The organism is Priestia sp. GS2, assembly GCF_036409025.1.
Taxonomy (GTDB): domain Bacteria; phylum Bacillota; class Bacilli; order Bacillales; family Bacillaceae_H; genus Priestia; species Priestia aryabhattai_A.
Map to the genome: position 1 here is coordinate 12,501 of NZ_JAZGJX010000001.1, position 22,028 is coordinate 34,528.

16 protein-coding genes, 1 tRNA gene, 4 rRNA genes, 1 other RNA gene and 1 other annotated feature (1 of these 23 only partly in view) are annotated in these 22,028 nt (G+C 40.4%); of the genes, 17 read left to right on the forward strand and 5 right to left on the reverse strand.

Translation table 11 applies throughout. The features are described from left to right. Positions 1-1,513: ribosomal RNA gene (locus V2145_RS00050) — 23S ribosomal RNA — on the forward strand (it extends 1,422 nt beyond the left edge of the window). Between the two features lie 65 nt (positions 1,514-1,578). Next, positions 1,579-1,694, forward strand: a 5S ribosomal RNA gene (rrf, locus tag V2145_RS00055). 26 nt (positions 1,695-1,720) lie between these two features. Here the strand turns inward: rrf and V2145_RS00060 are convergent. After that, the gene (locus V2145_RS00060) at positions 1,721-2,698 is read right to left on the reverse strand and encodes a YaaC family protein (RefSeq protein WP_094913343.1); all 978 of its coding nucleotides are present in this window, start codon (positions 2,696-2,698) and stop codon (positions 1,721-1,723) included. A gap of 114 nt (positions 2,699-2,812) precedes the next feature. Here V2145_RS00060 and guaB point away from each other — a divergent pair, with 114 nt between their 5' ends. From guaB to V2145_RS00090, 6 genes are all read left to right on the forward strand, one after another. Beyond that, entirely contained in the window at positions 2,813-4,279 is a 1,467-nt protein-coding gene (gene guaB, locus V2145_RS00065) for an IMP dehydrogenase (protein ID WP_094913344.1), read from the forward strand. 138 nt (positions 4,280-4,417) lie between these two features. After that, complete coding sequence (locus V2145_RS00070; protein WP_094913345.1) at positions 4,418-5,767, forward strand: serine hydrolase; 1,350 nt, start codon at positions 4,418-4,420, stop codon at positions 5,765-5,767. A 204-nt stretch (positions 5,768-5,971) separates the two neighbouring features. Then, on the forward strand, positions 5,972-6,859 hold the full coding sequence (pdxS, locus tag V2145_RS00075) for a pyridoxal 5'-phosphate synthase lyase subunit PdxS (RefSeq protein ID WP_094913346.1): 888 nt from the start codon (positions 5,972-5,974) through the stop codon (positions 6,857-6,859). 20 nt (positions 6,860-6,879) lie between these two features. Further along, entirely contained in the window at positions 6,880-7,467 is a 588-nt protein-coding gene (gene pdxT / locus V2145_RS00080; protein ID WP_094913347.1) for a pyridoxal 5'-phosphate synthase glutaminase subunit PdxT, read from the forward strand. A 60-nt stretch (positions 7,468-7,527) separates the two neighbouring features. Beyond that, positions 7,528-7,745 (forward strand) — a binding site (T-box leader). 54 nt (positions 7,746-7,799) lie between these two features. After that, entirely contained in the window at positions 7,800-9,077 is a 1,278-nt protein-coding gene (gene serS / locus V2145_RS00085; RefSeq protein WP_210611455.1) for a serine--tRNA ligase, read from the forward strand. A 97-nt stretch (positions 9,078-9,174) separates the two neighbouring features. Next, a tRNA-Ser gene (locus tag V2145_RS00090) sits at positions 9,175-9,267 on the forward strand. 115 nt (positions 9,268-9,382) lie between these two features. Here the strand turns inward: V2145_RS00090 and V2145_RS00095 are convergent. The 4 genes from V2145_RS00095 to V2145_RS00110 form a co-directional block, all read right to left on the reverse strand. Continuing rightward, positions 9,383-10,060: a deoxynucleoside kinase gene (locus tag V2145_RS00095; RefSeq protein ID WP_094913349.1), complete on the reverse strand. Its 678-nt coding sequence runs from the start codon at positions 10,058-10,060 to the stop codon at positions 9,383-9,385. Beyond that, entirely contained in the window at positions 10,057-10,698 is a 642-nt protein-coding gene (locus tag V2145_RS00100; RefSeq protein ID WP_094913350.1) for a deoxynucleoside kinase, read from the reverse strand. Before V2145_RS00100 ends, V2145_RS00095 begins: the two co-directional genes overlap by 4 nt. 167 nt (positions 10,699-10,865) lie before the next feature. Continuing rightward, the gene (locus tag V2145_RS00105) at positions 10,866-12,161 is read right to left on the reverse strand and encodes a glycoside hydrolase family 18 protein (protein ID WP_330987240.1); all 1,296 of its coding nucleotides are present in this window, start codon (positions 12,159-12,161) and stop codon (positions 10,866-10,868) included. A 63-nt stretch (positions 12,162-12,224) separates the two neighbouring features. Continuing rightward, positions 12,225-12,767 (reverse strand): isochorismatase family cysteine hydrolase, encoded by a 543-nt coding sequence (locus V2145_RS00110; RefSeq protein WP_311856003.1) that lies wholly within the window; start codon positions 12,765-12,767, stop codon positions 12,225-12,227. Positions 12,768-12,844: 77 nt separating this feature from the next. Here V2145_RS00110 and tadA point away from each other — a divergent pair, with 77 nt between their 5' ends. From tadA to V2145_RS00155, 9 genes are all read left to right on the forward strand, one after another. After that, positions 12,845-13,330: a tRNA adenosine(34) deaminase TadA gene (gene tadA / locus V2145_RS00115; RefSeq protein WP_311856001.1), complete on the forward strand. Its 486-nt coding sequence runs from the start codon at positions 12,845-12,847 to the stop codon at positions 13,328-13,330. A 90-nt stretch (positions 13,331-13,420) separates the two neighbouring features. After that, positions 13,421-13,686, forward strand: an RNA gene (ffs, locus tag V2145_RS00120) — signal recognition particle sRNA large type. A gap of 157 nt (positions 13,687-13,843) precedes the next feature. Then, the gene (gene dnaX / locus V2145_RS00125; RefSeq protein WP_311856000.1) at positions 13,844-15,529 is read left to right on the forward strand and encodes a DNA polymerase III subunit gamma/tau; all 1,686 of its coding nucleotides are present in this window, start codon (positions 13,844-13,846) and stop codon (positions 15,527-15,529) included. A gap of 23 nt (positions 15,530-15,552) precedes the next feature. After that, positions 15,553-15,873, forward strand: coding sequence for a YbaB/EbfC family nucleoid-associated protein (locus tag V2145_RS00130; protein WP_165932607.1), 321 nt, complete (start codon positions 15,553-15,555; stop codon positions 15,871-15,873). Positions 15,874-15,889: 16 nt separating this feature from the next. Then, positions 15,890-16,486 carry a recombination mediator RecR gene (gene recR / locus V2145_RS00135; RefSeq protein WP_025908034.1) on the forward strand — a complete coding sequence of 199 codons (597 nt, stop codon included), beginning with the start codon at positions 15,890-15,892 and terminating at the stop codon, positions 16,484-16,486. A 15-nt stretch (positions 16,487-16,501) separates the two neighbouring features. Further along, on the forward strand, positions 16,502-16,726 hold the full coding sequence (locus V2145_RS00140; protein WP_094913356.1) for a YaaL family protein: 225 nt from the start codon (positions 16,502-16,504) through the stop codon (positions 16,724-16,726). Between the two features lie 97 nt (positions 16,727-16,823). After that, entirely contained in the window at positions 16,824-17,093 is a 270-nt protein-coding gene (locus V2145_RS00145; protein ID WP_094913357.1) for a pro-sigmaK processing inhibitor BofA family protein, read from the forward strand. 267 nt (positions 17,094-17,360) lie between these two features. Beyond that, a 16S ribosomal RNA gene (locus V2145_RS00150) occupies positions 17,361-18,912 on the forward strand. Positions 18,913-19,058: 146 nt separating this feature from the next. Then, a 23S ribosomal RNA gene (locus tag V2145_RS00155) occupies positions 19,059-21,982 on the forward strand. The 16S and 23S rRNA genes sit together here, the layout of an rRNA operon. Positions 21,983-22,028: the final 46 nt, after the last annotated feature.

Below are 22,028 nucleotides of genomic sequence, written 5' to 3' on the forward strand. Positions count from 1 at the left end.
GGCCAACAGGTTGATATTCCTGTACCACCTCCCCGCCGTTTGAGTAATGGGGGGACGCAGGAGGATAGGGTAAGCGCGCTGCTGGATATGCGCGTTCAAGCAGTTAGGCTGATGAGTAGGCAAATCCGCTCATCATAAGGCTGAGCTGTGATGACGAGGGAAATATAGTACCGAAGTTCCTGATTCCACACTGCCAAGAAAAGCCTCTAGCGAGGCGGGAGGTGCCCGTACCGCAAACCGACACAGGTAGGCGAGGAGAGAATCCTAAGGTGATCGAGAGAACTCTCGTTAAGGAACTCGGCAAAATGACCCCGTAACTTCGGGAGAAGGGGTGCTCTGGTAGGGTGTATAGCCCGAGAGAGCCGCAGTGAATAGGCCCAGGCGACTGTTTAGCAAAAACACAGGTCTCTGCGAAGCCGCAAGGCGAAGTATAGGGGCTGACGCCTGCCCGGTGCTGGAAGGTTAAGAGGAGGGGTTATCCTTTGGGAGAAGCTCTGAATCGAAGCCCCAGTAAACGGCGGCCGTAACTATAACGGTCCTAAGGTAGCGAAATTCCTTGTCGGGTAAGTTCCGACCCGCACGAAAGGCGTAACGATCTGGGCACTGTCTCAACGAGAGACTCGGTGAAATTATAGTACCTGTGAAGATGCAGGTTACCCGCGACAGGACGGAAAGACCCCGTGGAGCTTTACTGTAGCCTGATATTGAATTTTGGTACAGCTTGTACAGGATAGGTAGGAGCCTGAGAAGCCGGAGCGCTAGCTTCGGTGGAGGCGTCGGTGGGATACTACCCTGGTTGTATTGAAATTCTAACCCACAGCCCTAATCGGGCTGGGAGACAGTGTCAGGTGGGCAGTTTGACTGGGGCGGTCGCCTCCTAAAGAGTAACGGAGGCGCCCAAAGGTTCCCTCAGAATGGTTGGAAATCATTCGTAGAGTGTAAAGGCACAAGGGAGCTTGACTGCGAGACCTACAAGTCGAGCAGGGACGAAAGTCGGGCTTAGTGATCCGGTGGTTCCGCATGGAAGGGCCATCGCTCAACGGATAAAAGCTACCCCGGGGATAACAGGCTTATCTCCCCCAAGAGTCCACATCGACGGGGAGGTTTGGCACCTCGATGTCGGCTCATCGCATCCTGGGGCTGTAGTCGGTCCCAAGGGTTGGGCTGTTCGCCCATTAAAGCGGTACGCGAGCTGGGTTCAGAACGTCGTGAGACAGTTCGGTCCCTATCCGTCGTGGGCGTAGGAAATTTGAGAGGAGCTGTCCTTAGTACGAGAGGACCGGGATGGACACACCGCTGGTGTACCAGTTGTCTTGCCAAAGGCATCGCTGGGTAGCTATGTGTGGACGGGATAAGTGCTGAAAGCATCTAAGCATGAAGCCCCCCTCAAGATGAGATTTCCCATAGCGCAAGCTAGTAAGATCCCTGAAAGATGATCAGGTTGATAGGTCAGAGGTGGAAGCACGGTGACGTGTGTAGCTGACTGATACTAATCGATCGAGGACTTAACCAAATGATAGTACACGAAGTACTCAGCAAATATGTTATCTAGTTTTGAGAGAATAATCTCAATTCATGTCTGGTGGCGATAGCAGAGAGGTCACACCCGTTCCCATGCCGAACACGGAAGTTAAGTTCTCTAGCGCCGATGGTAGTTGGGACTTTGTCCCTGTGAGAGTAGGACGTTGCCAGGCACATTTAAAAGACTAGCTAATTTTAGCTAGTCTTTTTTTATTTGCGAATGTAAATAATTAAATAATAAATAAGGTGCTTTTATACTTGTTATTTCTAAGAAGTGCATAACATATGGATAATCTTTTGATGAATAAGTGTGTAATAACTCATACCACCACTCTGTTTCATAGCGAGAAATCATACTAAGATTATATAGAATTAGGTAATGGCTCAGGATTTCAGGAAAGTATACACATTGTTCACGTGACGTTGTCAGGTACAACTCGCTTGTCTCCAAATTAAAAAGTAGTGGAGAACATTGATAGAGATTTGTGTGTAAGTCTGAAAAAGAAACTCTAAGAGTAGGATTTATTTCTTGTATACTCATTTCTATTTTAAAACGATCTTGTAAATAGGGGTGTAGTCGTGTATTGTCCATATGATATGATTCTTTGATCTCGTTAGGGAAAATTAACTCTTGGTTATTTACATTTCCTATTAATAATTTTTTAGAAACCCTTGAAGGATTCAATGAATTAAATAATGAATACATTTCATCAATATGTCCTAATAGCTCAGTCATCGTGTACTTTTGACCCTCTAATTGTTTCATGTGAAACAGTTCCTTACCAACCTCAGAAAACAACCCATTTTTTTGAATTTTTACCTCATCATCAAGAAAGTCATAACTTTGTTTTTTTCTCTTTCGCGTTGATACTCCATGTGCTAAAACTGCTGTATTTTCTGGATAAACTGGATTTTTAATTAATAAACACGCTTTTAATAATTGAGATAAACCATAAAAAAGTAATACTGGCTGCATGGACGTATGAGATTTTAATGCCGTTTGATAATAATTTTTGCTATGTTCCAGATAATAAATAAATGGATAACAATTTTTAAAACTACGCTGTTCAGCATCCGCGATGCTTGAAGACTTGTACTGATTATATAAATACTTTTGTGTAAAAGGGGCTGAGAAAAATAAATGATAGGGTTTCCAAACATCATAAGTAAAGCTCAAAAAATCACCTCTTTTATTATTAGAATTATCTGATATATAGTATGGTTATTGACAGCTACATAACCAATTGTTAATCTACTAATAATATTCTGTCGCTTTGAGGAGGATTCTATAATGTGGGAAAGTAAATTTTCAAAAGAAGGTTTAACATTTGATGATGTTTTGTTAGTGCCAGCTAAATCTGAAGTGTTGCCAAAAGATGTTGATATGAGTGTAGAATTAACAAAAACGCTAAAGCTAAATGTACCATTTATTAGTGCAGGTATGGATACAGTAACTGAAGCAGAGATGGCAATTGCTATGGCTCGTCAAGGTGGTTTAGGAATTATTCATAAAAATATGTCCATCGAACAACAGGCGGAACAAGTTGATAAAGTAAAGCGCTCTGAAAGTGGAGTTATTACAGATCCATTCTTCCTGACACCAGAAAACCAAGTATTCGCTGCAGAACATTTAATGGGAAAATATCGTATCTCTGGTGTACCAATTGTGAATAACGAAGATGAGCAAAAATTAGTTGGTATTCTGACAAATCGTGATTTGCGTTTTATTCAAGATTACTCAATGCTTATCTCTGATGTAATGACAAAAGAAGAGTTAGTTACAGCTCCAGTGGGAACAACACTCGAGGAAGCCGAAAAGATTTTACAGCAATACAAAATTGAAAAATTACCACTTGTAGATGACAACGGTGTATTAAAAGGGTTAATTACAATCAAAGACATCGAAAAGGTCATTGAATTTCCAAATGCTGCAAAGGACAAACAAGGACGTTTATTAGTAGGTGCAGCAGTTGGTGTGACAGCTGATTCGATGGTCCGAATTGAGAAGTTAGTAAAAGCTGGTGTGGATGTTATTGTAATTGATACGGCACATGGTCACTCACTAGGCGTTTTAAATACTGTACGTTCAATTCGTGAAACGTATCCAGAGTTAAATATTATTGCAGGAAACGTCGCAACTGCTGAAGGAACAAGAGCACTAATTGAAGCTGGTGTAGACGTAGTAAAAGTAGGAATAGGACCTGGATCAATTTGTACAACTCGTGTTGTAGCTGGAGTAGGTGTTCCACAAATCACGGCTATATATGATTGCGCGACTGAAGCAAGAAAACATGGTGTACCAGTAATTGCAGATGGAGGAATTAAGTACTCTGGAGATATCGCAAAAGCACTAGCTGCTGGTGGACATACTGTTATGTTAGGAAGTTTATTAGCCGGTACTACTGAAAGTCCTGGTGAAACAGAAATCTTCCAAGGAAGACGCTTTAAAGTATACCGTGGTATGGGTTCAGTTGGGGCTATGGAAAAGGGAAGTAAAGATCGTTATTTCCAAGAAGATAATAAAAAGTTTGTTCCAGAAGGTATTGAAGGACGCTTACCTTATAAGGGGCCTGTCGCTGACACTTTATATCAGCTAGTTGGAGGATTAAGAGCTGGAATGGGATATTGCGGATCAGCTAATTTACAAGCATTACGTGAAGAGGCACAGTTTATCCGTATGACAGGAGCTGGCTTAAGAGAAAGTCACCCACATGACGTTCAAATTACAAAAGAATCTCCAAACTATTCACTTAGCTAAGTGGAAAAGCATCTCTCTAATTTAGAGAGATGCTTTTTTATACTAAAGATTGTTTTAACGGTACTTCTTTATCTATTTTTTTTAATTTTTGTATGATAAAATAACCTCTATGTGATTTATGTCTGGAGGGTATTGGTAGTGAAGAAAAAATTGATAAAACAGCTCTTTGCATTAGTTGCTGTTTTCTTAATGGCTAGTTCTTTAATCACTCCAAATGCGTCTGCAGCTTCAAAATTCCCAAATGTTGAAGCAGATGCTGCTATTTTGATTGAAGCAGATACAGGCCAAATTTTGTATGAAAAGAATTCAGGTGCTGTACTAGGTATTGCTAGTATGACAAAAATGATGACTGAGTATTTGATTTTAGAAGCTATTCACGAAGAAAAGCTTTCTTGGGATGATCAAGTAGGGGTTAGCAAATATGCTGCAGATATCTCACAAGATTACTCATTGTCAAATGTTCCATTATTAACAACAGAAAAGTATACAATTAAAGAATTGTATGAAGCAATGGCTATTTATTCAGCCAACGGAGCGAGTATTGCTCTAGCTGAAGCTTTAGCAGGGTCTGAAGCTGAATTTATTAAATTAATGAATAAAAAAGCAGAAGAGTTAAACTTAGGTGAAGCTAAATTTGTTAACTCAACAGGTCTTTCTAACTCATTATTAAAGGGTCAACATCCAAAAGGTACAAAAGCTGATGATGAGAATTTACTATCAGCTCGTGCAGTATCAGCACTAGCTTTTCACATTCTTCATGATTATCCAGAAGTATTAGAAACGGCGAAGACACCTGAAAAAATATTCCGACCAGGTCAACAAGGTGAAACGACAATGGATAACTGGAATAAAATGCTTCCATCTTTCCCTACATACGGATATGAAGGTTTAGATGGTCTTAAAACAGGGCATACGGATTTTGCAGGCTATTGCTTTACAGGAACAGCTGAACGAAATGGTGTTCGTTACATTACGGTGGTCATGAATGCTAAAAATAACGGTAAGTCTTTTGAAGGAGCACGTTTCACTGAAACAAAAAAGCTTTTAGATTATGCATTTGATAATTATGAGCTAAAACAAGTAACTCCAGAAGGCAAGGTTGTTAAGAATCACGAGTCGCTTCCAGTAGTAAAAGGGAAAAATAAAGAGCTAAAAGTTGTAACAAAAGAATCAGTAAATGTTCTTACAAAAAAAGGTGAAGAAGGTAAAATCTCTCTTCAATTTGATGTTAACCCTAAAGTTGTAGATGAGAAAGATCGAATCGTTGCACCAATTAAAGAGGGTCAAGTTGTAGGTTACGTTAGTGCCAAGAATAAGAACCTTGATGATTTAGGTTATGCAGTAAATGACGGAACAAATAAAGTGCCCGTCGTTGCAGATACTACAATCGAAAAGGCTAATTGGTTCATTTTGGCTCTGCGAAGTGTAGGAGATTTCTTTGTAGGTGTATGGTCTGATGCAGCCAATAATATTAAGAGCTGGTTTTAATTCATAAACCATTTATAAAGGGAGATACTAAGCCAAGGTTTTTCTGGTATTTAGTATCTCCCTTTTTTTAAACAAGTTTTTTAAACTGCATAATTTTGATAGGATTTTTTCAGAAAATAAGGTAAAATAGACAATAAGTTTTGAATTTTGTATACATAATTTTATTGATTATGTGTAATACAACTATACTGGGGGAAGACAAACATGAGTAACATTACAGGTACTGACAGAGTAAAACGCGGAATGGCGGAAATGCAAAAAGGCGGCGTAATTATGGACGTTGTTAATGCTGAACAAGCAAAAATTGCAGAGGCAGCAGGAGCAGTTGCAGTTATGGCATTAGAACGTGTACCAGCAGACATTCGTGCTGCAGGCGGCGTATCTCGTATGGCAGATCCGACAATTGTTGAAGAAGTTATGAATGCTGTTTCAATTCCGGTAATGGCTAAAGCACGTATCGGTCACATTGTAGAAGCGCGTGTTTTAGAAGCAATGGGCGTAGACTATATTGATGAAAGTGAAGTATTAACACCAGCAGATGAAGAATTTCATTTAAATAAAAATACGTTTACGGTACCATTTGTTTGTGGTTGCCGCGATTTAGGTGAAGCTGCACGTCGTATTGCAGAAGGCGCTGCTATGCTTCGTACAAAAGGTGAGCCAGGAACAGGGAACATCGTAGAAGCTGTACGTCATATGCGTCAAGTGAACGCACAAGTACGTAAAGTAGTAGGAATGGACGAAGCTGAGTTAATGACGGAAGCAAAATTACTAGGTGCACCTTATGAGTTATTACTACAAATCAAGCGTGAAGGTCGTCTTCCAGTTGTTAACTTTGCTGCAGGTGGTGTTGCGACTCCAGCCGATGCAGCGTTAATGATGCAATTAGGAGCAGATGGAGTATTTGTAGGATCTGGTATCTTCAAGTCTGATAATCCAGAAAAATTTGCTCGTTCAATTGTAGAAGCAACAACACATTATCAAGATTATGCATTAATTGCAAATCTTTCTAAAGGATTAGGTAATGCAATGAAAGGTATTGAAATCTCAACATTATTGCCAGAAAATCGCATGCAAGAGCGTGGCTGGTAACAGTAAGGGAGTTTTACAGCATGGTAAAGGTTGGAGTTTTAGGACTACAAGGTGCATTTAGAGAGCATGCGCATTCAGTGGAAGCAACAGGAGCTGAAGCGATTATTATTAAAAAAGTTGAACAGCTAGAAGAAGTAGACGGGCTCATTTTACCAGGTGGAGAAAGTACTGCAATGAGACGTTTAATTGATAAATATAATTTCATGGATCCACTGCGCCAATTTGCTAAAAGTGGCAAACCAATCTTTGGTACTTGTGCTGGGCTGATTTTACTAGCGGGTGAAATTGTAGACTATGATGAGCCTCATTTAGGTGTCATGAATATTAAAGTGGCTCGAAATTCTTTTGGTCGCCAACGTGAAAGTTTTGAGGCAAAGCTAGCAATTAAAGAAGTTGCAGATGATTTCATTGGAGTATTTATTCGTGCGCCTCATATCGTAGAAGTTGGTGACAATGTAGAAATTTTATCTGTTCATGATGATCGTATTGTAGCTGCTAAGCAAGGACAATTCTTAGGTTGCTCATTCCATCCGGAATTAACTGATGACCATCGTATGACGGGTTATTTTATTAACATGGTGAGAGAGTCCCTGAAAAAACCTGTATAAACCAATTGCATCTTGTATAGACTTGTAGTACATTATGATTATTAATTACAATGATAAAAGTATAAAGCGTTGATAGGAAATAGTAGTAGAGAAGTTAAACTCTAGAGAGTCGATGGCCGGTGAGAATCGATGTTTGACCTTTACGAATCCATCCTGGAGCAAGCTATTGAAGTAGTGAGTAGATAGCTTCGGTGCATTCCGTTATCTGACTGAAGAGGAAGGTTCCTTTATGGACTTTCAACTAGGGTGGCAACGCGGGCTAAACTCTCGTCCCTTTTATAGGGATGGGAGTTTTTATTTTGCCCATTTTATACAAATAAGGAGGTACATTTATGTTAGATGTAAAGATTTTGCGAGCTAACCTTGAAGAAGTAAAAGAAAAGTTAAAATTCCGTGGAGAAGATTTATCAGATCTTGGGCGCTTTGAGGAGTTAGATGTAGAGCGCAGACAACTGTTAGTTCAAACTGAAGAATTAAAAAGTAAGCGTAATGAAGTTTCTCAGCAGATTGCTCAATTAAAGCGTGAAAAGCAAAACGCAGATAATATGATTCTAGAAATGCGTCAAGTTGGGGAAAAAATTAAAGATTTAGATGAACGTCTTCGTACTGTAGAAGCAGAATTAGAGCAACTATTGCTTTCAATCCCTAATATTCCACATGAAAGTGTGCCTGTTGGAGAAACGGAAGATGAAAATGTAGAAATTAGAAAGTGGGGAGAAGTTCGCCAATTTAATTTTGAACCGAAACCACACTGGGACTTAGGAACAGATTTAAATATTTTAGACTTTGAACGTGCAGCAAAGGTAACAGGAAGTCGTTTTGTGTTTTATAAAGGCTTAGGGGCTCGTTTGGAGCGTGCTTTAATTAACTTTATGATGGACTTACACATGGATGAGCATGGATATGAAGAAATTCTTCCTCCATATATGGTTAATCGTACAAGTATGACTGGAACAGGTCAACTTCCTAAGTTTGAAGAAGATGCGTTCAAAATTAAAGAGGAAGATTATTTTCTAATCCCAACAGCTGAAGTTCCAGTAACTAATCTACACCGTGATGAAATTATTAATGGAGATCAATTGCCATTGGCTTATACCGCATACAGTGCATGCTTTAGATCAGAAGCTGGTTCAGCTGGTAGAGATACACGTGGATTAATTCGTCAGCATCAGTTTAATAAAGTAGAGCTAGTTCGTTTTGTAAAACCAGAAGAATCTTATGCTGAGCTTGAAAACCTTACAGGACATGCTGAAAAAGTACTACAGTTACTAGAACTGCCATACCGTGTTTTAAGCATGTGTACCGGAGATTTAGGATTCACAGCAGCTAAAAAATACGATATTGAAGTATGGATTCCAAGCTATGAGTCATATCGTGAAATTTCTTCTTGTTCAAACTTTGAAAGTTTCCAAGCACGAAGAGCCAATATTCGCTTCCGTCGTGAGGCAAAAGGAAAACCAGAATATGTACACACGTTAAATGGATCTGGATTAGCGATTGGACGTACAGTGGCTGCTATTTTAGAGAACTATCAGCAGGAAGACGGTTCTGTTATTATTCCAAAAGTATTACGCCCTTACATGGGGAACAAAGAGGTTATTAGCGGGTAATCTTAGTTGATTCACAACTTTCTGTTGTGAATCAATTTTTTTTAGAAAATAGCTTGACTCTTATTTATATATATGATAAATTTATAAATGTCGATACGGAGGAATACCCAAGTCCGGCTGAAGGGATCGGTCTTGAAAACCGACAGGGGTGTTAAAGCCCGCGGGGGTTCGAATCCCTCTTCCTCCGCCATATTTGACTTATAATGTTATTTAAACATTGCGCGATAAATTGGAGATTGTAAAACGTCACTTTTCGAAGTGGCGTTTTTTTATTCCCATTTTTCACGAAGAAAAATGGGAATAAATTATGAATGTCTTCTTTTTAATTTTTCATTGTGATGTAAAAACTTAGAGATTTTTTCAACGATGGGCTCAACAGATGTTGGATCCTTTAAAATATCGTAATCATTAATATCCAACCGTAAAATAGGACAAGCAGTAAAGTTATTAATCCAATCCTCATAACGCTTATGCATTTCTTTCCAATAATCTAAGGGTGTTTGCTGTTCCATCGGTCTTCCTCGTTCTTGGATACGATCAACGATATCTTCAAAACTACCTTCTAAATAAATTAATAAATCAGGGTGTGGGAAATAGGGTGTCATAACCATTGCATCAAACAAACTTGTATATGTTTCATAATCCACTTTAGACATTGTGCCTTTTTCAAAGTGCATTTTAGCGAAAATACCAGTATCTTCGTAAATTGAACGGTCTTGTATAAAGCCTCCACCATATTCAAAAATTCTCTTCTGTTCTTTAAACCTCTCCGCTAGGAAATAAACCTGAAGATGAAAGCTCCATCTCTCAAAGTCAGCGTAAAATTTATCTAAATATGGATTGGTATCAACTTTCTCGTAAGAAGTGCGAAAGTTCAGCGCATCTGCAAGAGCTTGTGTCATCGTAGATTTTCCAACGCCTACTGTTCCAGCAATAGTTAATACAGCATCGTTTGGAATGTTGTATTTCGTTCTTAAATTCATATTGTAGAACTCCTTTTTAATAAGCTGCTTTTAATATCAGAGATAATATACTCTAGATGTTCTTTGTTTTTAACAAAGTCTAGTTTATCACCACTATAGTGTAAAACAGTTACTTCTGGATTATTTTCTTTAAAGACTTTAATAGATTCCTCATAATCGGAGCTTAGTTGAGCTAGATAAGAAGGATCAATGTTTTTTTCAATTTCTCTTCCACGCATTTTAATGCGCTCTAGTAATGTAGGTAAGCTAGCGTTTAGGTAAATAACAATATTGGGCTTCGGCATATCATGTGTCAGTATATCGTAGATTTGTACATACTTTATATACTGGCTATCCTTTAAAGTTTGTTGAGCAAAAATCATGTTTTTCATAATATGATAGTCAGCAACGACAGGCTGATGTTGATGTAGAAAATGCTTTTGAATATCCTCTAGCTGTTTATAACGATTGCATAGAAAAAACATTTCAGTTTGAAAGCTCCACTCTTCAATATCCTCATAGAATTTCCCAAGGAATGGATTTTCATCAACAATTTCTTTCAAAAGTTGAAATTGAAATGCGTCTGCAATAGCCTTAGCTAGGGAGGTTTTCCCAACACCTATAGGGCCCTCAACAGTAATAAAAGGTGTTTCCCCCATGGACTCTTCCTCCTTTATCTATACATGTTCTCGAAAATTGACAAAAAACATTGTATCACAATAAGAGGAGAGAATGGATAAAAACAAAAAGAAAACCAGTTGTAAAAAACGGAAGGAAACATAAAAAAGAGGATAATCCTCTGCCTTAGGAGTTATCCTCTTCAAAACTATTCAGGTATTCTTTTAATTACTTTAAAGTTATCATCAAGAAGTAGCCAGTTTTGGGGGAAAGGTAATCCCAACTTCCAATAAGCCATGCCCCTTAAGTTTAATTCTTTTAATAAATCGAATTTTGCTTGGATTGACCGTGCATCCTCAAACCATACCTCATGCGTTTTTTGAGCTGAATCAGAGTAACGGAAGAAAGGAGCCTGAGCTTTTTTATCGTACTGGATGCTTGCATTATACTGATACGCAATTTCAATTGCTCTTTGAGCACTAATTGCCTTTGCATATTCACCACCTGGTTTGAATGGAAGTGTCCAATCGTAACCGTATAAGTTTTGACCCATTATAATTTTTTTGCTTGGTATTTCTGAAATGGCATATTCTAGCACATCTCGTACAGGTCCAATTGGAGAAACGGCCATTGGAGGACCTCCGCTGTATCCCCATTCGTATGTCATAGGGACAACAAAATTTGCTATCTCTCCAATCCTTTTATAATCATGCGCTTCATACCACTTTCCTTTTTGATCACTACTTGTTTTAGGGGCTAATGCTACAGACATTAATAACCCTTCAGCTTGAAGTCGTTTCTTTGCTTTTTCTAAAAATGTAATATAAGCATTTTTATCTTCTGGACGCAAGAACTCAAAATCAAAATGGATATCTTTAAAGTTTTTCTCAGTAGCAATACGAATAATATTATTAAGTAATTTATCTTGAACATCTGTGTTATTCAAGACTGCTTCTCCTACCTCAGCACTAAATCCACCTTCTTCAATATTAGCAAGAACCATTAAAAAAATTGCATCGTTTTCTTGTGCAATGGTTCCAAAGTATTTTAATGGAGGTTCTTTGATAGAACCATCTCGCTGTACTTCGAAGTTAGCTGGTCCTAAATATGTGAGATATTTAGCATTTTTCTTAATCAATGCTTCTGTTTCGCTACTAATTGTACGGTTGCTTGTTTCAACATATCCTAAAAACTCAGCCTCTGTCTTTGGAGGAGCTGGAATTAGCAATTGTGTTCCCGGTGTTAGAGGAGAAGTGATTGAAAGGTTGTTAGCTTTTGCAATCGATTGATAACTAACTCCTAGGGTTCGGCCTATCTTCCATAATGTATCGCCTTGTCTAACAGTATAATAACTTTCGTTAATAGGAATAACCAATGCCTGGCCAACCACTAGCCGATTAGGGTCAGGTAATTCATTTGCTAAGCTAATTCTTGAAGCTTCAATTTGAAACTGTTGAGCAATACTGTAAATGCTATCTCCAGACTTCACAATATATATATCCATAGTAATAAACGCCCCCAAAAAAGAATGTTTATTCAGTCTATGAAAAAAAGAGTGAGCAAATGCTTATGTAATTAAATCACTATGTTCACAAATTGTAGCTTTAAGTACATTTTTCATCATTTCAATAGCGAATTTATTATCTTCGTCAGAATTTGATGCAATACAATCTTTAGGAATAATCAGATTGTATTCTCTCATATATGCATCATTTGCTGAAAAGAGTACGCATATATTTCCCGCTAGTCCTGTTAAAATCAATGTATCGACATTTAGCTGTTGTAGTAAAATGGTTAAAGCTGTTCCATAAAAGATAGAGTGTTTTGGTTTGATTAAAAAATAATCTGTAGCATGGGGTTGTATATACTGCAATATAGGGGAACTTATTGGATTCACGCAGTATTCAAGGATTGTATTTAAGTTAGCCTGCCATAATTTATAGTGATCGTTTATATAGATAACAGGAATCTTCTTCATTAAACACTCTGCTTTTAATGAAGAGATATTTTGAGCAAGAGTTTCAGCTTTTTTAGCAAGAGTTTTTCCATTTTTAAATTGAAAATCATTAATCATATCAATAATAACTAATGCAATTTTAGAATCATTCATATACAATCTCCTTATTGATTTTTAACCTAATAAGTAGTGTTGCTCATAACAAATATAATATGTAAGGAGTTTAAACCATGCTTGAAGATGAGAAATATATGCGCTTAGCTATAGATGAAGCAAGAAAAGCTTGTGGGATTATGGAAGTTCCTATAGGAGCGGTTATTGTAGATAAGGATGGACATGTTATTGCAAAAGGACACAATTTAAGAGAGAGTACACAACGATCTATAGCTCACGCAGAACTATTAGCGATAGATGAGGCTTGTCAAAAGTTAAATACGTGGCGATTAGAAGATACGACATTATATGTTACATTAGAACCTTGTCCGATGTGTGCGGGGGCTATTATGTTATCTCGTGTAAAAAGAGTGGTGTTTGGGGCGTTTGACCCTAAAGGGGGTTGCGCGGGAACTTTGATGAATTTATTAGATTATGAAAAGTTCAATCATCAATCAGAAATTCGAGGGGGAGTTCTTGAAAAGGAATGTGCAGAAATGCTAAGTGCATTTTTTAAAGATTTGCGAAATCGAAAAAAACAAGCAAAGAAAAAATTACAATAAATTACATTTCGTAAAGGTTGCATTTTGTCCTAAAAAGAATTATACTTGTATAAGCATCAACATGGTGCTCAAACAAAGGTTTCAACTTTGCCGTGCTAAGCGGGGAGGTAGCGGTGCCCTGTACTCGCAATCCGCTCTAGCGAGGCCGAACTCCTTTCCTGAGGTTAGTTCTCCTTGAGGTCTGCCTTAAGTAAGTGGTGTTGACGTTTGGGTCCTATGCAATGGGAATCTGTGAACCCTGTCAGGTCCGGAAGGAAGCAGCAGTAAGCAGAATCTCTCATGTGCCATAGGGTCGCCTGAACCGAGCTAACTGCTTAAGTAACGCTTGGGGAGGCTAATCGAAGGAAGGTGCACGGCAGTTAAATACATATAAAAGTAACCTACTCTGATAGAGTAGGTTTTTTTATTTAGCGTATATTTTATTAGATAAAATAAGGTAAACGATGTTTTGGAAAAATAGTTATAGTACGTTATAATAATATCAAATTTATATAACAAAAAGGAGAAGATGCAGTGGCGTATCAGGCTTTATATCGTGTGTACCGCCCTCAAAGTTTTCAAGATGTTGTTGGTCAGCGACATATTATTAAGACTTTACAGAATGCACTCGTTCTTGAAAAATTTTCGCATGCATATCTATTTTCAGGACCGAGGGGCACAGGGAAAACGACTGCAGCAAAAATCTTAGCTAAAGCGGTTAACTGTGAACATGCACCCGTATCCGAACCTTGTAATGAGTGTACTACGTGTAGAGGAATTACAGATGGTTCCATATCAGATGTTATTGAAATTGATGCTGCTTCAAATAACGGAGTAGATGAAATTCGAGATATTAGAGATAAAGTCAAATATGCACCAAGTGCCGTTCGTTACAAAGTTTATATTATAGATGAAGTTCATATGCTTTCAATAGGTGCGTTTAATGCGTTGTTAAAAACATTAGAAGAACCACCTCCTCACGTAATATTTATTTTGGCAACAACAGAACCGCATAAAATTCCACTGACTATCATTTCAAGATGTCAACGTTTTGATTTTAAACGAATCTCACCTGATGATATTGTTTATCGAATGAAAGAAGTTTTGATATCTGAGGATGTAAACGTAGCGGATGAAGCTTTATATGAGGTTGCTAAGGCATCGGAAGGTGGAATGAGAGATGCGTTAAGCTTGTTAGATCAGGCAATCTCATATAGTGAAAACGAAGTTACTTTGGATGATGTGTTATCTATTACAGGAGCTGTTTCGCATACATTTATGCTGCAAATTGTTCGTTCAATTGCAGAGAAAAATCTTGTATCAGCGTTACAGGCAGTTGAGCAACTCATTCAAAACGGTAAAGATCCAGTTCGTTTCTTAGAAGACTTAATTTTTTATTACAGAGATGTTTTACTTTATCAATCGTCGCCTGAAATGGAACATTTAATGGAAAAGGCCGTAGTGAGTGAAGAGTTTAAAAAACTAGCTGTACAACTACCAGCTGAAGATATTTATTCAATTATTCACCATCTTAATCAAACGCAACAAGAGATGAAGTGGACAAATCACCCACGAGTGTTACTAGAGGTAGCATTAGTGAAACTTGCTCAATCTGCTAGTAAGAAAAAAACAGCAGAGGGTGAAGAGGGGGAATTGCTTCAAAAAGTTAAAATGCTTGAAGCACAAGTTACTCATCTAAAAGAAAACGGTGTTCAAGTACAGCAAAGTCAGCAAGAAATAAGTGATCAAAAAGTAAAAAGGCAAGTGCGCAGTCAATATAAAGTTCCGATAGGAAAAGTGCATGAAGTTCTAAAACAAGCGTCTCGTCAGGAGCTAGAAGAAATTAAGCGTCTGTGGGGAGAGGTTTTAGAAACATTGCGTCAGCAAAATAAAGCATCACATGCTGCCTTGTTGTCTAATAGTGAACCTGTTGCTTCATCTACAAAGTCTTTTATCTTAAAATTTAAGTATGAAATCCATTGCAAAATGGCAGCTGAAAATAACAACAATGTACGTGATAATTTAGAAAATATCCTATATACTTTAAGTGGGAGCAAACGTGAAATGGTTGCAATCCCAGATAATGAATGGGATAAAGTAAGAGGAGATTTTCTTCAAGAGCAGCAAGGTAATGATGGTGCGCAAAAAGAAGAAGAAGATCCTTTAATATCCGAAGCTAAAAAGCTGTTCGGAGAAGAACTTATTGAAATACATGACTAAAACTAGGAGGAATTATAATTATGATGCGTGGCGGAATGGGTAACATGCAAAAAATGATGAAACAAATGCAAAAAATGCAGAAAGATATGCAAAAGGCACAAGAAGAACTAGCTGAAAAAACAATTGAAGGCACAGCTGGCGGTGGAATGGTTACAGTAATTGTAAATGGTCAAAAAGAAATTATTGATGTGAAAATTAAAGAAGAAGTAGTAGATCCAGAAGATATTGAAATGCTTCAAGATTTAGTGTTGGCAGCAACGAATGATGCGTTAAAGCAAATGGACGAGTTAACAAATAACACAATGGGACAATTCACTAAAGGTTTAAACATCCCAGGACTTTAATTAAGGTGGTTGCTACGTGCATTATCCAGAACCAATTTCAAAACTAATAGATAGTTTCATGAAACTCCCGGGTATTGGGCCCAAAACAGCTGTTAGGCTTGCCTTCTTTGTTTTAAATATGAAAGAGGACACAGTGCTTGATTTTGCCAAAGCACTTGTGAATGCAAAGCGTAACTTAACGTATTGTTCAACCTGTGGTCACATCACAGACCAAGACCCATGTTATATCTGTCAGGATCAAAGGAGAGATCGTACGGTTGTATGTGTCGTTCAAGATCCTAAAGATGTTATTGCTATGGAGAAGATGAAGGAATATACGGGACTTTATCATGTCCTTCATGGTGCGATTTCTCCAATGGAAGGTATTGGTCCAGAAGATATTAAAGTTCCTGAATTGTTGAAAAGGCTTCAAAACGATGAGATTCAAGAAGTGATTTTAGCAACAAATCCTAATATTGAAGGTGAAGCAACAGCAATGTACATTTCTAGGCTGTTAAAACCAACTGGTATAAGAATTACTAGAATTGCACATGGTTTACCAGTAGGTGGAGATTTAGAGTATGCTGATGAAGTAACTTTATCGAAAGCTTTAGAAGGTCGTAGAGACGTATAAGTAAGGAGCTATGCCATGTTTTTTAAACGAAAAGGTTGGTTAAGAAAAGAATATGATGAATCTTTTCTTAAAACGTTTAATGAATTAAAAGATAAATGGAATAAAAAAGAGGTTATTGTTGAAAGAAGTGTAGATCCTTCAGATGCAGTTTTAGTAGATATGAAGTTAGCGAAAGCTAAATATCTCTTTTTGTTAAAAGAAGCAAAACATAGAAATATATCCATTCGAAAGATGTCTTAATTTAAGGCATCTTTTTTCTTTAATAAAAATGGATTGTTTTAAAAAGTAGGACATACATATAAGTAATATTATTTTATTTATAAAGAAGGGGATAAAAATGTTAACTCAACCTCTTATTGTTGTTCCAGCTTTAGTAAGCTTAATCGTACTTTTACTTGTAAAAGGTGGTGTGGAAAAGATGTTGCGTATAATGGGGAATTTAACTATTAAGTTAATAATAGGAGTTCTGTTACTATTTTTTATTAATATCTTTGGTGCGCAGTTTGATATTCATATCCCGATAAATGCACCAACAGCAATAGTATCTGGTGTACTAGGAGTTCCTGGGATTATAGGGTTGTTTATAATTAATCAGTTCGTATTATAAGAAATAACAATCTCCAAATGAAAGAATTGTTAAATAAAACAATTCTTTCATTTTTTTATTAAAAAAGTATTGCTTTATTAAATATGACATGTTATATTAATATACGTCGCCAAGAGGTAATGAACTTCATTAAAAAAAGTGTTGACAAGCACTTCTCCTGGTGGTAAGATAAGAAGGTCGCTTTGATGCGACGAGAGTTCTTTGAAAACTGAACAAAGCGACAAACGTCAACGTTAATTTTTATTTTAGATGCTAGACAAACTAACTTTATTGGAGAGTTTGATCCTGGCTCAGGATGAACGCTGGCGGCGTGCCTAATACATGCAAGTCGAGCGAATGGATTAAGAGCTTGCTCTTATGAAGTTAGCGGCGGACGGGTGAGTAACACGTGGGTAACCTGCCCATAAGACTGGGATAACTCCGGGAAACCGGGGCTAATACCGGATAAACATTTTGAACTGCATGGAGAAAATTGAAAGGCGGCTTCGGCTGTCACTTATGGATGGACCCGCGTCGCATTAGCTAGTTGGTGAGGTAACGGCTCACCAAGGCAACGATGCGTAGCCGACCTGAGAGGGTGATCGGCCACACTGGGACTGAGACACGGCCCAGACTCCTACGGAGGCAGCAGTAGGGAATCTTCCGCAATGGACGAAAGTCTGACGGAGCAACGCCGCGTGAGTGATGAAGGCTTTCGGGTCGTAAAACTCTGTTGTTAGGGAAGAACAAGTGCTAGTTGAATAAGCTGGCACCTTGACGGTACCTAACCAGAAAGCCACGGCTAACTACGTGCCAGCAGCCGCGGTAATACGTAGGTGGCAAGCGTTATCCGGAATTATTGGGCGTAAAGCGCGCGCAGGTGGTTTCTAAGTCTGATGTGAAAGCCCACGGCTCAACCGTGGAGGGTCATTGGAAACTGGGAGACTTGAGTGCAGAAGAGGAAAGTGGAATTCCATGTGTAGCGGTGAAATGCGTAGAGATATGGAGGAACACCAGTGGCGAAGGCGACTTTCTGGTCTGTAACTGACACTGAGGCGCGAAAGCGTGGGGAGCAAACAGGATTAGATACCCTGGTAGTCCACGCCGTAAACGATGAGTGCTAAGTGTTAGAGGGTTTCCGCCCTTTAGTGCTGAAGTTAACGCATTAAGCACTCCGCCTGGGGAGTACGGCCGCAAGGCTGAAACTCAAAGGAATTGACGGGGGCCCGCACAAGCGGTGGAGCATGTGGTTTAATTCGAAGCAACGCGAAGAACCTTACCAGGTCTTGACATCCTCTGAAAACCCTAGAGATAGGGCTTCTCCTTCGGGAGCAGAGTGACAGGTGGTGCATGGTTGTCGTCAGCTCGTGTCGTGAGATGTTGGGTTAAGTCCCGCAACGAGCGCAACCCTTGATCTTAGTTGCCATCATTAAGTTGGGCACTCTAAGGTGACTGCCGGTGACAAACCGGAGGAAGGTGGGGATGACGTCAAATCATCATATGCCCCTTATGACCTGGGCTACACACGTGCTACAATGGACGGTACAAAGAGCTGCAAGACCGCGAGGTGGAGCTAATCTCATAAAACCGTTCTCAGTTCGGATTGTAGGCTGCAACTCGCCTACATGAAGCTGGAATCGCTAGTAATCGCGGATGAGCATGCCGCGGTGAATACGTTCCCGGGCCTTGTACACACCGCCCGTCACACCACGAGAGTTTGTAACACCCGAAGTCGGTGGGGTAACCTTTTTGGAGCCAGCCGCCTAAGGTGGGACAGATGATTGGGGTGAAGTCGTAACAAGGTAGCCGTATCGGAAGGTGCGGCTGGATCACCTCCTTTCTATGGAGAATTGATGAACGCTGTTCATCAATATAAGTTTCCGTGTTTCGTTTTGTTCAGTTTTGAGAGAACTATCTCTCATATATAAATGTATGTTCTTTGAAAACTAGATAACAGTGTAGCTCATATTTTTTAATTTTTAGTTTGGTTAAGTTAGAAAGGGCGGGCACGGTGGATGCCTTGACACTAGGAGTCGATGAAGGACGGGACTAACGCCGATATGCTTCGGGGAGCTGTAAGTAAGCTTTTGATCCGAAGATTTCCGAATGGGGAAACCCACCATACGTAATGGTATGGTATCCTTATCTGAATACATAGGGTAAGGAAGACAGACCCAGGGAACTGAAACATCTAAGTACCTGGAGGAAGAGAAAGCAAATGCGATTTCCTGAGTAGCGGCGAGCGAAACGGAACATAGCCCAAACCAAGAGGCTTGCCTCTTGGGGTTGTAGGACATTCTATACGGAGTTACAAAGGAACGAGGTAGACGAAGCGACCTGGAAAGGTCCGTCGTAGAGGGTAACAACCCCGTAGTCGAAACTTCGTTCTCTCTTGAATGTATCCTGAGTACGGCGGAACACGTGAAATTCCGTCGGAATCTGGGAGGACCATCTCCCAAGGCTAAATACTCCTAGTGATCGATAGTGAACCAGTACCGTGAGGGAAAGGTGAAAAGCAGCCCCCGGAAGGGGAGTGAAAGAGATCCTGAAACCGTGTGCCTACAAATAGTCAGAGCCCGTTAACGGGTGATGGCGTGCCTTTTGTAGAATGAACCGGCGAGTTACGATCCGTGCGAGGTTAAGCTGAAGAGGCGGAGCCGCAGCGAAAGCGAGTCTGAATAGGGCGTTTAGTACGTGGTCGTAGACCCGAAACCAGGTGATCTACCCATGTCCAGGGTGAAGTTCAGGTAACACTGAATGGAGGCCCGAACCCACGCACGTTGAAAAGTGCGGGGATGAGGTGTGGGTAGCGGAGAAATTCCAATGAACCTGGAGATAGCTGGTTCTCCCCGAAATAGCTTTAGGGCTAGCCTTAAGTGTAAGAGTCTTGGAGGTAGAGCACTGATTGGACTAGGGGTCCTCATCGGATTACCGAATTCAGTCAAACTCCGAATGCCAATGACTTATCCTTAGGAGTCAGACTGCGAGTGATAAGTAGGTAGTCAAAAGGGAAACAGCCCAGACCGCCAGCTAAGGTCCCAAAGTGTGTATTAAGTGGAAAAGGATGTGGAGTTGCTTAGACAACTAGGATGTTGGCTTAGAAGCAGCCACCATTTAAAGAGTGCGTAATAGCTCACTAGTCGAGTGACTCTGCGCCGAAAATGTACCGGGGCTAAATACACCACCGAAGCTGCGGATTGATACCAATGGTATCAGTGGTAGGGAGCGTTCTAAGGACAGTGAAGTCAGACCGGAAGGACTGGTGGAGTGCTTAGAAGTGAGAATGCCGGTATGAGTAGCGAAAGACGGGTGAGAATCCCGTCCACCGAATGCCTAAGGTTTCCTGAGGAAGGCTCGTCCGCTCAGGGTTAGTCAGGACCTAAGCCGAGGCCGACAGGCGTAGGCGATGGACAACAGGTTGATATTCCTGTACCACCTCTTTATCGTTTGAGCAATGGAGGGACGCAGAAGGATAGAAGAAGCGTGCGATTGGTTGTGCACGTCCAAGCAGTTAGGCTGATAAGTAGGCAAATCCGCTTATCGTAAAGGCTGAGCTGTGATGGGGAAGCTCCTTATGGAGCGAAGTCTTTGATTCCCCGCTGCCAAGAAAAGCTTCTAGCGAGATAAAAGGTGCCTGTACCGCAAACCGACACAGGTAGGCGAGGAGAGAATCCTAAGGTGTGCGAGAGAACTCTGGTTAAGGAACTCGGCAAAATGACCCCGTAACTTCGGGAGAAGGGGTGCTTTCTTAACGGAAAGCCGCAGTGAATAGGCCCAAGCGACTGTTTAGCAAAAACACAGCTCTCTGCGAAGCCGTAAGGCGAAGTATAGGGGGTGACACCTGCCCGGTGCTGGAAGGTTAAGGAGAGGGGTTAGCGTAAGCGAAGCTCTGAACTGAAGCCCCAGTAAACGGCGGCCGTAACTATAACGGTCCTAAGGTAGCGAAATTCCTTGTCGGGTAAGTTCCGACCCGCACGAAAGGTGTAACGATTTGGGCACTGTCTCAACCAGAGACTCGGTGAAATTATAGTACCTGTGAAGATGCAGGTTACCCGCGACAGGACGGAAAGACCCCGTGGAGCTTTACTGTAGCCTGATATTGAATTTTGGTACAGTTTGTACAGGATAGGCGGGAGCCATTGAAACCGGAGCGCTAGCTTCGGTGGAGGCGCTGGTGGGATACCGCCCTGACTGTATTGAAATTCTAACCTACGGGTCTTATCGACCCGGGAGACAGTGTCAGGTGGGCAGTTTGACTGGGGCGGTCGCCTCCTAAAGTGTAACGGAGGCGCCCAAAGGTTCCCTCAGAATGGTTGGAAATCATTCGTAGAGTGCAAAGGCATAAGGGAGCTTGACTGCGAGACCTACAAGTCGAGCAGGGACGAAAGTCGGGCTTAGTGATCCGGTGGTTCCGCATGGAAGGGCCATCGCTCAACGGATAAAAGCTACCCCGGGGATAACAGGCTTATCTCCCCCAAGAGTCCACATCGACGGGGAGGTTTGGCACCTCGATGTCGGCTCATCGCATCCTGGGGCTGTAGTCGGTCCCAAGGGTTGGGCTATGTTCGCCCATTAAAGCGGTACGCGAGCTGGGTTCAGAACGTCGTGAGACAGTTCGGTCCCTATCCGTCGTGGGCGTAGGAAATTTGAGAGGAGCTGTCCTTAGTACGAGAGGACCGGGATGGACGCACCGCTGGTGTACCAGTTGTTCTGCCAAGGGCATAGCTGGGTAGCTATGTGCGGAAGGGATAAGTGCTGAAAGCATCTAAGCATGAAGCCCCCCTCAAGATGAGATTTCCCATAGCGTAAGCTAGTAAGATCCTGAAAGATGATCAGGTTGATAGGTTCGAGGTGGAAGCATGGTGACATGTGGAGCTGACGAATACTAATAGAATCGAGGACTTAACCATATAATATGTAGCAAATGTTATCTAGTTTTGAAGGAATATGCCTTCA